A 13899-nucleotide genomic window follows, 5' to 3' on the forward strand; every position below is an offset into this window, starting at 1 on the left:
CCAGCGCATCATGCCCTGGCTCCAGGCTCTATGTGACCGATGCGAACCCGAAGTTCCATCGCCCCCCCCCCCCGCGCCGCGCACATCGCACGCGCCGCCTCGAAGCAACCCGCGATGCCACGGCAACTGAACACCAGCCCCCCCTACCGCCCCGGATTGGCCGGCAACGAAAACCTGGGCCGTTGCTGGCTGGCGAGATAATGGAAGCGCATGCCATATTCTTTCGCGATCAGCGGGTAGTACCCCAGTAGTATCCGCTTGCTCACGGGGGCGAACTTCAGGGGGCCCTCCGTATGAAGCTCTGCGATATGCACGAACGCTTTGAGCAGGTCACCGACCATACGGATCTTTTCTATGATCCCGTCCTTTCCTCGATCCGCGAGATCATCCTCAATCAATCGAATGGATGTTCCAAATGCGGCCCTCAAATCGCCGACCTGATCCACGAATACCAACTGCTGCGAACGATCCAGATGGCCATAATTCCTCTGTATATCAAAATCCATCGCCGTTTTGACCGTCCTATGGCCTTCTTCTCTGGTAGCACCGACCTCGATCAAGCGCTCCACATACCTCTGGCGCAAGATGGACAGTTTGTCCAGGCCCCTCACCAGACACTGCGCGTTCTCCCGCCTGAACCCCTTGTCCATCAGGGTATCGACCTCTTCCCGCATTTCCTGATGCACATCCTCGGCACGCCTCCGGACTTTGAGACGCCACTGAACTTCGGGACGATAGGCGCCGGGATCCTTCAATTTCAGGCCGCCAGGCTCGGGGCTGCCGCCCGTGGCGGCGACACGGCTTCCAGCCGCGGCGGCGGGGCCTGTATCCGCATCGGCAACACGCCCCTTGTCCGATTCGCCATCGGAGAGGGTCTCATGCGCATCGAAAAAGCGGTCATCGTCCGCATCGGCGGCAGGGCTATTGTCCGATTCGCCATCGGAGAGAACCTCATGCGCAACGGCAACGCGATCCTCGTTCACATCGACAAAATCATCCTCGTCGATTCGATGCTCCGGATGATCGATTCCCAGCGCCGGAGGCTTGCTCGATCCGGACGGCTCCCGCACAACCTGACAGCCGATACAGCTGGCGGCCGGCGGCCGGACGCCGCACGCGCTGTTCAGGGGCTGCCGCGGCCTCCCGGACCGGGCAAGGGGGATGCCGCCGTCCACCTGGAACGCCTGATCGCCGACGTGCCCCCGCGGGGCCTCCTCCGAATGCTTCACTTGCCCATCCGAATGCGCGTCCGGATGGTGATTGATGCTGCTGGTGTCGGACTGCTGGATCTTTAGAAACACGGTCACACCTCTCAATCAATGAAAAATGACAGTCAACATTGACGGTGTGTAACGCAGCAGCGGCCAAAGTTCCTGCGCGGAGAACCGCGACAGTCCTCGCGCCATGGCGTCTGTCGCCGGCCATCCCCTCAGGATCGCCCGGAAATCCTGAACGGACTGTGGCTATACAACGGCGGTCTGGAAATACCGATCTTCCTTTCCCCCGAGGCCGAGGCGGGAGAGATACTCAGTTCCGCATAGATCCGCAGGGAAGCGCCTTCCTGCAGCATCTGCACCTCGGACAGCAAGGGCCGGTCGCCCTTCAGGAACAGGAATCTGTTTTTGACGGCGACATCCATGTTCAATCCGACGAGAAAGCCGCCATTCCTGGCACGCCTGATGTCGCAGTGCATGCTCCCTTCGCCCCGCGGGACGACCGGCGCGCCATCCTCGGACTCCAGTATCGACAAATCATGTCGCTCCACCAGGGTGCGCAATCCCGACACGAAGACCGCTGTCAGCCCCTGATGCATCAGCATCGTCAAAAAGGTCAGGGCATCGGGGTCGGCTTTCTTCAGCGTGCTCAAGGCTTCGAGCATGAGCCGATTCTGGGCTTGCGACGCATAGTCCTTGTCCAGGCCTTCAGGCCAGTCGAACCGCACGCCCTCTCCATTCACTGCCACGCCCCGAACCGACAGGGAAACGGAGGGCTTGTTTCTCAGCGCGTCGATTTCAAATCTTTCGGAGACATCAAAATCCTCTCCATTCAAGGAATATTTCCTCAGTCCGCCGGCCGAGGCGAGCTGCGCGCCCTCCCTCAGGACCATCGGCAGTTCCTTCTCTATCAGACTGAGCAGCATATGCCTCGCCTCGTCGGGCGGCAGGAAAAAAACAGGCCACCCATGCCCCGCGTCGTGGCGGTGATTCATGCTGTACAGCGCCGCGATGGACCGGTGGAAATCCCCGGGGATTTCCTGTTTGCTCAGGAGTCCATCCGCTCGTCCGGCATTTCCGGCTTCCCCCTTTTTCCCGGCCCGATCCAGGACCGACCTGATGCATCTCAACTGATTCCTGGTCATGTGGATCCGCCGACCCGCTTCCGTTTCGCCATGCTGGACCAGCAAATCCATATTGATCCGGTCGAATTCATCTTCCAGGCTATTCAGCAATTTCCAATCGACATCCCCGGGCTCATGACCGGGAAACGCCCGAGCCACATCCCGAGCGATCAACTCGTCACACTCGTTCTTCAGCCAGCCCATCTCCATCAATTGCTGTTCGCGCCGCAGCCCCAGTTCAGCCAGATCGCGCAGCCACCGCGCCAGACTCGCCGCGTCCACGGGATTTTGATCGAGACCGGACACCAGATTCCTGACGGCTCCGACCATCCGGCCGCTCAGCGCCCCGACACGCGACAGCGTTTCTTCTTCGTAGGCCTTGCGGTTCAGCCTCAGGCCGAAGGGCTCCGGATCGTGGCGGCGCAACGAATTCAGCGCATCGTCATTCAGCCGCCTGAGAGAAGACGCCGCCAGTTGTCCGGAGGGATCGTCCGGATGACGCAACAGGCCAAGGGCCCGCCGCACCTCCGGAGACGACATCAGGAGCCCGCCCATTGAACATGCGATGGGAACGCCCTGGGTTTTCTCGACGGCACGGACATTCCAGCTCAAATCGGATAGCGCCCGCACGACCTGAATACGGTCCGCGCCGGCCCGCATCAGCGCATCGCGCAGGACATCGATCAGTCTGGAGCAGACCGTGTCCGCCCGCCTCCCGATTTCCCTGTCCAGGGACTCGCCCAGGCGGCTCAAAACATCCGTCACGGCCTTCCCCGGGGCATCGGGTCCGTCGCGCTTCTTGATCAAATCGATCAGACCGTCCCTGGCGGCATTCAACGCGCCGATATCCTGCGACAGGATCTTCAATTCCTCGCCGGACAAGTCACTCAGATAGGCATCGAGCGTCCGGTCCTCCTCAAAGGACGACTTGAGCCTGATGGACAGCAGAAAGAGATTTCGCTCCAGCCCTTCAAGGTCGGCGGGTTTCCTGGACAGCAACGAGCTGACGCTCGACAGGGATCGCTGGAGTTTTCGGCGGGCATCCTCGCGATCGATGGCCTCGACGATCTCATCCAGCAACCGGGCGGCCGGGTCGCGCAACAAGGGGGGACGCACCCCGTCGAGCACCTTCCCGCGGAATTCTCCGTTCCGGCGACTCAGCATGCGAACGGTCACGCGCAGCGCCAGCAGGTCCGTGCCGCTCAGTTCATTTTTCAAATAGTGATCCAGAGACTCCCTGCCATGCGGCAGTCCGGACAACCCCCGCGGCGTCCCCGCATCGCCGCCGGTCTGTTCCACCCGTTTAGCCAGCTCTCCCAGTTCCCGGGATATCTTCGCCCGTGCTTCTTCCTGAAGACGCGGGTCATCGGCCCTGCTCGTCAGACTGCCCAGCAGATTGCTGATGCGGCGGCTGTCATCATGCCTTTCGAGGCGCGCATTTCGAGCCGTCCGCTCCTCGGGCCCGGCGAAGAGGAGGAACGCCGCGTCGGCCAGGACCCGGCGGAAGCTCCGCAGCGGATCGGGGTCGGGGACGAACCGGGTAGCGCCGCGCTCCCCTTTGTAGCGCACATTGCCGTGCCGCCCCAGGGCGCCACGCGAATAATTCTCCGGCCAGGCGGTCAAGCCGCTTCGCGCGCCGGCGAAGCTGTGATTCTGGATGATGGGCATCATTGTCAATAGTCGGGGGAGGGGCGGAATCGCCACGACTCGCGCCGATGAGTAACACTCCGCCGCCCGGCGTTCCTGACAAGATGATCCGCGGCGTTGAACGCTCTCTCGGTGGCGGGAAGGAAGGTCGCCAGGCCGGCCGGCGGCCGGCGGGACGCGGCACCGGCCCATGCATCATGTGAACCATTCCCGTCAAATTGCCACCAAGCTCCCACCGTATCCAGTTTCGCGCGGTCCACATCGGCATCGATCCGATGGCGTATCCGCTCCATTCAGGCACAACGCGGTTCTTCTCCAGGTCAACGCCCATGTCAGTCACATTCAATCGTCATGTCTTCAGCGATTCCCGATTCAACGCGATCATGCAGGCCACATCACCCGAGAAAGCCTTGTCGCACATGAGTTTTTTTGAAAAGATCAAGGACTGGTTCAGGGGGGGGGGTCGAAAAGGCCGCCATCCTGGGTGCCTACACCGAGCTGCATCATTTTTCCAGTATTGGAGAACCTCATGGCTGCTATACGCAGATAATGAGCGAAGCGACCCTCGCGCAACATGAATCCTTATTGGGGCATTTCTCCTTCCTCCGATCCAGCGCCAAATCGGAATACGCCGATCGCTTTGAATTGATCATCGGCATGGATCAGAACCAGGGCATCTGGGCCTATAGGATGAATATCGCAGTCTCCGAATCGGAAAACTTGACCATAGAGCAACAGAATCTGCCCATCGGGACAGGCGAAACGCTTCAGGCATTCAGAAATGCCCTGATGATGGCGGAACTTGACGTGGCCCTGCGGCAGGAGGATAAGCGTCCGCCGAAGAAGGATGACAATCCCCGGCCCTTGCTGTTCAAAAACCCCCAGCCCTTGCTGAACAAACTTGGCACACACATCAGGAATATCGACCAATGTAATGGCGCCAACCGGAATAGCGCCAGCGAGCGCTTGGCCAAGCTGGCCATGATCGCCGACACGACCCTGGATGAATATGGCCCCGAGTCCGAATGCTCCCTGGATATTGATGTCGCCCATGGCTGCCTGAGGGCCTCACTCAGCATCGGCTCTCGGAAGAATATCGGCGCCACGACGTTGGACAGCCGCGAAGCCTTGGAAGAAGCGCTGTACCTGAACCAGCGCCTGATCCTGGAGTTGCAAAACCGGAGGTTGGCCTCTCAGACACAGGACGAGTCCGCTTTTTTCAAAAGTATCTTAACAGGCATGATCGACGATAGTGACGCACGGCAAGCCCTGGAGGAACGGATCAGAGACACCGGATTCAGCAGTGAAAATTTCGAAGACATCCGTATGGTACAGACCAATCCCGATATTTTCCAAGCCAGATTTCGCGCCCCGAACCCTCTGAATAAGTACTGCATCCTGGAATTCTCGAACCGCAAGGCCTCGGCCGGGGAATTGCGCGGCGCAAGACTCCAGACCTTGCTATCCGAAACAAGCTACGACAGCATGGCTGACTTCATCAACTCGATCCGAGGAAGTGTGAATGATGATTTAGTTATTATGGCCGCCAACAGCGCTCGCCAGACCCTGAATTTCATCATCCCAAGAATACGCCGCCACTGTTTAACAGAGCCCAAAGCCCTGTTCAAGACCTCATCAGAATTCGACGCCTTCATCCTCCAATTGAATACTAAACGCTTGGGTGCCCTACAGGTTGGCAAAACTAGATACCGCGATGTGGCGGCACTCTACCAATGGTGGTCACCAGGGAAAAACGACGCCCCCTCCCCCACCGACATGAGCAATCTGATCAGCCACGGAGTCTAGCGCCGGAGTTTACGGTCGTTCGCCCATCCTGGGCTTGCGCTTGCGCCGGGAGGCGACCCGATCGTACAGTGCGTCGGGCACCAGGCGCAGCAGGCGTGCCACCCAGGCCATGGGCCGGGGGATGACGCGATAGGACACGCCGGCGTCGATCGCGCGCACGGCCTGCTCGGCGAAGCGCTCGACCGGCATCAGGAAGGGCATGCGATAGGGATTGCGCGCCGTCATGGGCGTGGCGATGAAGCCCGGCGCCAGCGTCACGACGCGCACGCCGCTGCCGCGCAGCTCGACCCGCAGGCTTTCGCAGTACGCGCGCACGGCCGCCTTCGAGGCGCTGTAGGCGCCCGCGCCCGGCAGGCCGCGCACCCCCGCCACGCTGCCGATGCCCACCAGCGTGCCCCGTCCCCGCGCCCGCATCGACGCGACGAAGGGCTCGAAGGTCGCCACCATGGCCAGGACATTGGTGTCGAGGATGGCCTCGAAGACCGTGTGATCCTCGGGCGCGTCGGTCAGGGTGCCGGCGCTGATGCCGGCGCCGGCGACGACCCGGTCCACCGGACCGCCCGCCAGGAAATCCCGCGCCGCCGCGTGCAGCGCCGCGCGGTCGCGCACGTCCAGCGCATAGATCCGGTGCCCCTGTCCCGGCAGGCCGTCGCACAAGGCCCGCAAGGCGCCGTGACGGCGGCCGACCAATCCCAGCACGGCGCCCCGCGCCGCGTACCGGCGCGCCAGGGCGGCGCCGATGCCGCTGCTGGCACCCGTGATGAACACGCGCTCGGGATGCCCGGCGGGTTCGGATTCGTCAGGCACCGCGCAGTCCGCTGGGACTGCTCGGTGTCCGGACTCACCCCCCGCCATGAGGACGTCAGGCCGCCGTGGCGGCGTGCATGGACTGCAGCGAGTAGACTTTCAGCCCGCCGCCTCGGCGCAGGTACTGCAGGCCCTCGACGGCGGCGCGCGCGCCCGCGATGGTGGTGAAGAAAGTCACCCGGTTGGCCAGCGACTGCGTGCGGATCGCGCGCGAATCGGCGATGGCATTGCGGCGTTCCTCGACCGTGTTGATGACCATGGCGATCTCGCCGTTCTTGATCATATCGACGATGTTCGGGCGGCCCTCGGTGACCTTGTTGACGACCTGGACCGCCAGACCGGCGGCCTCGATCACGGCGGCCGTGCCGCGCGTGGCGATCAACTGGAAGCCCAGCGCGGCCAGGCCGCGGGCGACTTCCACGGCGCGCGGCTTGTCCTGGTCGCGCACGCTGATGAACACGCGGCCGGACTCGGGCAGCCAGGCGCCGGCGGCGATCTGTGACTTGACGAAGGCCTCGCCGAAGGTCTCGCCCACACCCATCACCTCGCCGGTGGACTTCATCTCGGGTCCCAGGATGGTGTCCACGCCGGGGAACTTGACGAAGGGGAACACGGCCTCCTTGACGCAATAGCGCGCCGGCGCCGGGATCGAGGAAATCCCCTGAGCGGCCAGGGAGCGGCCGGCCATGATGCGCGCGGCGATCTTGGCCAGCTGCCGGCCGGTGGCCTTGGACACGTAGGGCACGGTGCGCGAGGCACGGGGATTGACTTCGAGCACGTAGACGTCGCCGTCCTGAATGGCGAACTGCACGTTCATCAGGCCCTTGACGTTCAGGGCGCGGGCCATCAGGGCCGTCTGGCGCTCGATTTCGGCGACGATTTCGGGCGAGAGCGAGTACGGCGGCAGGCTGCAGGCGGAATCGCCCGAGTGCACGCCGGCCTGCTCGATGTGTTCCATCACGCCGCCGATGATGACCTGTTCGCCGTCGGCCAGGCAGTCCACGTCGACTTCGGTGGCGTTGTTCAGGAAGTGGTCCAGCAGCACCGGGGAATCGTTGCTGACTTTGACGGCTTCGCGCATGTAGCGCTCCAGGTCCTGGGGCTCGTGCACGATTTCCATGGCGCGCCCGCCCAGCACGTAGCTGGGGCGCACCACCAGGGGGTAGCCGATCTCGCTGGCCAGGGCCAGGGCCTCGCTTTCGGCGCGGGCGGTGCGGTTGGCCGGCTGGCGCAGGCCCAGCTTGGTCAGCAATTTCTGGAAGCGCTCGCGGTCCTCGGCCACATCGATGGAGTCGGGGCTGGTGCCGATGATGGGCACGCCGTTGGCCTCCAGGGCGCGTGCGAGCTTCAGCGGCGTCTGGCCGCCGTACTGGACGATGACGCCGGCCGGATTTTCCTTGTGGACGATCTCCAGCACGTCCTCGAGCGTCAGCGGCTCGAAGTACAGGCGGTCGGAGGTGTCGTAGTCGGTGGACACGGTCTCCGGATTGCAGTTGACCATGATGGTCTCGAAGCCGTCCTCGCGCAGGGCCAGGGCCGCGTGCACGCAGCAGTAATCGAATTCGATGCCCTGGCCGATGCGGTTGGGCCCGCCGCCCAGGACGACGATCTTCTTGCGGTCGGTCGGCGCGGCCTCGTCCTCGTCCTCGTAGGTCGAATACATGTAGGCCGTGGTGGTGGCGAATTCGGCTGCGCAGGTGTCGACGCGCTTGTACACCGGGCGCACGTTCATCTGGTGGCGCAGCTTGCGGACCTCGGCCTCGGTGGTGTCCAGCAGGAACGCCAGGCGCCGGTCGGAGAAGCCGCGCCGCTTGAGTTCGCGCATGGTGCCGTCGTCCAGTTCGGACAGGGTGCGCTGTTCCAGCGCCAGTTCGATGTCGACGATTTCCTTGATCTGCGCCAGGAACCAGGGATCGATCTTCGTCAGGTTGTGGACCTCTTCCAGGGAAAAGCCCTGGGCGAAGGCGTCACCCACGTACCAGATGCGTTCCGGGCCGGGCTCGCCGAGTTCGATCTGCAGGCGTTCGCGGTCGGTGGTCTTCTGGTTCAGGCCGTCGACGCCGACCTCCAGGCTGCGCAGGGCTTTCTGGAAGGACTCCTGGAAGGTGCGGCCGATGGCCATGACCTCGCCCACGGCCTTCATCTGGGTCGTCAGGCGCGAATCGGCCTGGGGGAATTTCTCGAAGGCGAAGCGCGGGACCTTGGTGACGACGTAGTCCAGGGTCGGCTCGAACGAGGCGGGCGTGGCGCCGCCGGTGATCTCGTTGCGCAGTTCGTCCAGCGAGTAGCCCACGGCCAGGCGGGCCGCGACCTTGGCGATGGGAAAGCCCGTGGCCTTGGACGCCAGCGCAGAGGAGCGCGACACGCGCGGATTCATCTCGATGACGATCATGCGGCCGTTGGCCGGGTTGACCGCGAACTGGACGTTGGAGCCGCCCGTGTCCACGCCGATCTCGCGCAGCACCGCGATCGACGCGTCGCGCATGATCTGGTATTCCTTGTCGGTCAGCGTCTGCGCGGGCGCGACGGTGATCGAATCGCCGGTATGCACGCCCATGGGATCGAGATTTTCGATGGCGCACACGATGATGCAGTTGTCGGCGCTGTCGCGCACGACTTCCATCTCGAATTCCTTCCAGCCCAGCAGGGATTCCTCGATCAGTAATTCATTGGTCGGCGAGGCCTCCAGGCCGCGGCGGCAGATGGTCTCGAATTCCTCGGCGTTGTAGGCGATGCCGCCGCCCGTGCCGCCCAGCGTGAAGCTGGGGCGGATGACCGCCGGGAAGCCGGACGTGCCCAGTTCGGACGCGATGCGCTTCTGCACGGCCCAGGCCTCGTCCATGCTGTGGGCGATGCCGGACTTGGCCGATTCCAGGCCGATCGCGGTCATCGCGTCCTTGAATTTCAGGCGGTCCTCGGCCTTCTCGATGGCATGGGCGTTGGCGCCGATCAGTTCCACGCCGTGCCGGGCCAGCACGCCGTGGCGATCCAGATCCAGCGCGCAGTTCAGCGCCGTCTGGCCGCCCATGGTGGGCAGGACGGCGTCGGGCTTTTCGATCTCGATGATCTTTTCCAGGGCCTGCCAGGTGACGGGTTCGATGTAGGTGACGTCGGCCGTTTCCGGGTCCGTCATGATGGTGGCCGGATTGCTGTTGACCAGGATGGTGCGGAACCCGTCGGCCTTCAGGGCCTTGCAGGCCTGGGCGCCGGAATAGTCGAATTCGCAGGCCTGGCCGATGATGATCGGGCCGGCCCCGATGATGAGGATGCTTTTGATGTCTGAACGCTTGGGCATGGGAGGCGGGCTCTTTTTATTTGGACGACCGGGCTTTGTGCTGCGCCATCAGGTCGATGAATTTGTCGAACAGCACCAGGATGTCGTGCGGGCCGGGACTGGCTTCGGGGTGGCCCTGGAAGCAGAAGGCCGGACGGTCGGTCAGTTCGAAGCCCTGCAGGGTGCCGTCGAACAGCGACACGTGCGTGACGCGGGCGTTGGCCGGCAGGCTGTCGCCATCCACGGTGAAGCCGTGGTTCTGGCTGGTGATGAATACCCGGCCGGTGTCCAGGTCCTGGACCGGGTGGTTGGCGCCGTGGTGGCCGGTCTTCATCTTGACTGTGCGCCCGCCCAGCGTCAGGCCCAGGACCTGCTGGCCCAGGCAGATGCCGAACAGGGGAATGCCGCGGTCCAGCACGGCGCGGCAGGTTTCGGCGGCGTAGTCGCAGGCCGCCGGGTCGCCGGGGCCGTTGGACAGGAAGATCCCGTCGGGCGCCTGCGCCAGGACGTCGGCCACGGGTGTGAGGGCCGGCACCAGGGTGATGCGGCAGCCACGGTCGGCCAGCAGGCGCAGGATGTTGGACTTGATGCCATAGTCGTAGGCGACGACGTGGTATTGCGACTGTTCCTGGCGGCTGTAGCCACGCCCCAGCCGCCAGGTGCCCTGCACCCAGCCGCCGGGCTGCTTGGTGGAGACCTCGACGGCCAGATCCTGGCCTTCTATGCCGCCGAAGCCGCGCGCCAGTTCGACGGCGCGGTCGGCGTCCTCGCCCACCAGGATGCAGGCGCCCTGGGCGCCGCGCTCGCGCAGGATGCGAGTGAGCTTGCGGGTATCCACGCCCGAGATCGCCACGATGCCCTGGGACTTCAAGTAGTCGGGCAGCGACTGGGTGGCCCGGAAGTTGGACATCAGCGCCGGGCAGTCGCGCACCACCAGACCGGCGGCGTGCACGCGGCCGGACTCGACGTCCTCGGGGTTGACGCCGGTATTGCCGATGTGGGGATAGGTCAGGGTGACGATCTGGCCGCTGTAGCTGGGATCCGTGAGGATCTCCTGGTAGCCGGTCATGGAGGTATTGAAGACGATTTCGGCCACGCTGGTCCCGTCGGCGCCAATCGAGACGCCCCTGAATACGGTACCGTCAGCCAAGGCGAGAATTGCTGGTGCGAGTCCTGCGGACCCCTCGGGAAAGATTGACGGCAGCAAAATGGAACCCCGGTTATAAAGTCGATATTCAAACCTTTCTATTATACAGCGAGGCGGGAGTCGATCCCCTCCGCCGCACCCGGCGCGCCGCATCCGGGGCACCGCGCTCGACCCGCAGGGCAGATCCGTCCGACAAGAGCCGAACTGGAACTCGCCGCATGCGAACCGTTACCCATTGCTGCAGGGGTTGCCGATAGCCCCACCCGATCCCCCCTGAAGCAAGCACGGCATGTTACCTACCAGCCCTTCCCCGAGTGCAAGTGGAAAACATCGTACGGACGACGTGCTGGGGACATACGGCAACCGGGGAGGCTTCAAAAAAGGGGATGACATCACCCGGCGCGTGGCCGGCCCCGATCCGTTGCGGAAACTCGGCCGGTCCCTGTCCAATGCGATATTGCGCGTCGTCCTTGACCCCGAACGATGGGCATCACGAGATCAGCGCGATCAGGTGCGCGGCAATGGCCAACGGGTCCGCAACCTGCTGGGGGGCCTGACGTTCAAGCCCGGGAGGGCGTCCGCGAGCGAGCTGAACAGGATCGCCCGCAACCTGACCCACATCGCCAGAAACTCCGAGGGAGACCTGTCGCGACTGCCCGGCGGCGAGGCATCGCTGGCCTCGTCTCTGGCGGCGCTGAAGAATCTGGACATCCAGGCTCTGCGCGAGGGCCTGCTGGGCGACCCCACCAGAATCCACAAACTGAACGATCCCGAGACAACCCATGGCCTGGGCAATGCCGCCACATCCCCCCGCCGGGCTGTGCTCGACAAGATGCTCCCCGCCGACCGCGACAAGGCCGAACGGGTGCTTGATCAAATCACCCGGACCATCGACCGGGAGATTGCCCGCAGGATATGCGAGAAACCGTTGCAAGGTATCTTCAGCCCGCCATTCGTCTCGTCGCCGATCAAGGATCTGGACGTGGCCGATCATCTCAAACGGCTGTCCAGCGACCTGGCGAAAATAGGCGGGCTCGAAAAACTCGATGTCTACTTGAACACCCTGTCAGACGCCGACCTGATGTCCTGGGGTCTGGATGCGGAGATGCGGCAAACGGCCGACGAGATGCTCAAGTCGGGTATGGAGGGGCGGGCCACCTATTCCACCCATTGTCCCGAATACAGGGCACTGGCCCGCCTGTTCGATGCATATGACAGGGAAATCCGAGCGCGGAAAATGGATTTCTCCGACCTGAGCCTCAAGCTGAAGGTTGCGCTCGACCACGATAAAGACGACCACTACGACATTGCCCAAACGCTGTCCGACCTGAACCAAAGGGTCCGCGCTGTGGCACGCATGCATGGCCCCGACGCGCGATCGACGAGCATGAACGAGGCACTACAACTAGTCCCGCCCGCGGCCGCCAAGCTGGAGTTGAGCGATCCGGCCGATCAGGCACGGGCAGCGCGCGCGCTCAAGCAATTGGATGACGATTCGCTGCGCCTGCTGCGCCACTGCGACGGTCTGAAACAGTTCGGACTGACCTTGAGCTTCGATGATTACAAACAAGTCACGCTTTCACGCACCGAGGCACTGAACATCCAAATGGACGACGCGATACAAGCGCTGATTCCGTGCTTGACCTCGCATTCCGTCGATGCGTCAGCGTTGGTGCAATCATTGCGCAACCTGTCCGAACTGGGACTGCGGCGCGAACAGCAGTTGACGGAAATGGGCTGGTCCAAGGAAGAGTGCGATGAACTGACCGGTTCGACCGCGAAGCGGGCGCTTTCCAACCAGAATGCCAAAATCAATTGGAAATTGCTGAACAGCCTGGAAGAAGAATTCGGCTGGATCAACAGGGACTTGGCTGCTCGCCATGGAGAAACGGAAGCCGGCAGGCGGCTGCTCTTGACGGAAAACCAACTGAGAAACATCAGAGCTGTCTTGGGCGGAACCCAATCGGGTCGGACAGATTACCTTCGCAAATGGAAAATGCCAAAGGATTTCCACAAGTCCATGGCGGAAATGTATGGCACCCTCCTGCGCCACTCCGGGGACAAGCAGCACGGACGTCCTGTCTTTTTGTTGCCACCTCCTCAGGTGACAAGCACATACATCAGTCTGGTAGAGGATAATTTATCAAGCACTATCGAAGCGCCTCCCAGAGCGGAGATATTGAAGCGTCATTCTCATTATGCAAGCGACGAAGAATTCGTCGTCACCCGAATATTTGAAAGTGATGCCTTACATGAAGGCTCCGTCGTTTCACTCTCAATTCGGGGAGCCGGCATGGATGGGAAACCCGTACGTTTCGATTGGTCCGATCCCCACAATGCATCGAAAAACCAGAATCAACGCATGCTCGACGCGCTAAGCATGCTGAAGAGGGTTGATCCCGAAGCATTGACATTCCTGACGCGCCTAATGAACCAGGGCACAATAACGGCATTCATGTCCGGTCTTCAAGTGCTGGCGATGAAAAACAATCTGGCGTTCATGGAACTGGACGGCACCAGAATCATTCCAAAAGGCAGCGGAAAATTGATTTGCGACATCAAGCGGGTCAAGGATGGCAGCATACTGCTCAATATGATTTTTGATCTGAACAGCAATGGCAAGAGATTCATAATGCCGGACGCTCAGAAGAAATCCGCCCTCATAGTTCAGGAGAATGAGAAAAAAATTTCCATGCCCCTAAAAATATACACGGAATTGAGCATATTACCCATATCCGGGACAGGGAAAAGACAGATCCATATCACCAAGCCTCCTGTGTTCAGCAGTCATGGCTACTATACGCATCAATTCCGAGATTCAGATTACTCAATCAATTGGTAAAGCGGGGCAGCGGACAGGAAAGCCATAGGTTTTGATCA

At 62.3% G+C, this 13899-nt stretch carries 7 protein-coding genes; 2 read left to right on the forward strand and 5 right to left on the reverse strand.

Features of this window, described 5'->3' with window-relative positions:
* Positions 1-143: 143 nt before the first annotated feature.
* The gene (locus ACTPOE_RS08330) at positions 144-1307 is read right to left on the reverse strand and encodes a hypothetical protein (protein WP_458871744.1); all 1164 of its coding nucleotides are present in this window, start codon (positions 1305-1307) and stop codon (positions 144-146) included.
* 122 nt (positions 1308-1429) lie between these two features.
* Positions 1430-4009 (reverse strand): hypothetical protein, encoded by a 2580-nt coding sequence (locus ACTPOE_RS08335; RefSeq protein WP_458871745.1) that lies wholly within the window; start codon positions 4007-4009, stop codon positions 1430-1432.
* Between the two features lie 525 nt (positions 4010-4534).
* Between ACTPOE_RS08335 and ACTPOE_RS08340 the strand changes: the two genes are divergently transcribed.
* Complete coding sequence (locus tag ACTPOE_RS08340; RefSeq protein ID WP_458871746.1) at positions 4535-5791, forward strand: hypothetical protein; 1257 nt, start codon at positions 4535-4537, stop codon at positions 5789-5791.
* 9 nt (positions 5792-5800) lie between these two features.
* On the opposite strand, the gene ACTPOE_RS08345 is transcribed toward ACTPOE_RS08340, so the two are convergent.
* The 3 genes from ACTPOE_RS08345 to carA are packed head-to-tail and all read right to left on the reverse strand — an operon-like array spanning position 5801 to position 11079.
* Positions 5801-6598 carry an SDR family oxidoreductase gene (locus ACTPOE_RS08345; RefSeq protein ID WP_458871748.1) on the reverse strand — a complete coding sequence of 266 codons (798 nt, stop codon included), beginning with the start codon at positions 6596-6598 and terminating at the stop codon, positions 5801-5803.
* Positions 6599-6653: 55 nt separating this feature from the next.
* Positions 6654-9893 carry a carbamoyl-phosphate synthase large subunit gene (gene carB / locus ACTPOE_RS08350; RefSeq protein ID WP_458871749.1) on the reverse strand — a complete coding sequence of 1080 codons (3240 nt, stop codon included), beginning with the start codon at positions 9891-9893 and terminating at the stop codon, positions 6654-6656.
* A gap of 16 nt (positions 9894-9909) precedes the next feature.
* The gene (gene carA, locus ACTPOE_RS08355) at positions 9910-11079 is read right to left on the reverse strand and encodes a glutamine-hydrolyzing carbamoyl-phosphate synthase small subunit (RefSeq protein ID WP_458871750.1); all 1170 of its coding nucleotides are present in this window, start codon (positions 11077-11079) and stop codon (positions 9910-9912) included.
* A 283-nt stretch (positions 11080-11362) separates the two neighbouring features.
* Between carA and ACTPOE_RS08360 the strand changes: the two genes are divergently transcribed.
* Positions 11363-13861 carry a hypothetical protein gene (locus ACTPOE_RS08360; RefSeq protein WP_458871752.1) on the forward strand — a complete coding sequence of 833 codons (2499 nt, stop codon included), beginning with the start codon at positions 11363-11365 and terminating at the stop codon, positions 13859-13861.
* Positions 13862-13899: the final 38 nt, after the last annotated feature.

This window comes from Castellaniella sp. WN (assembly GCF_054457555.1).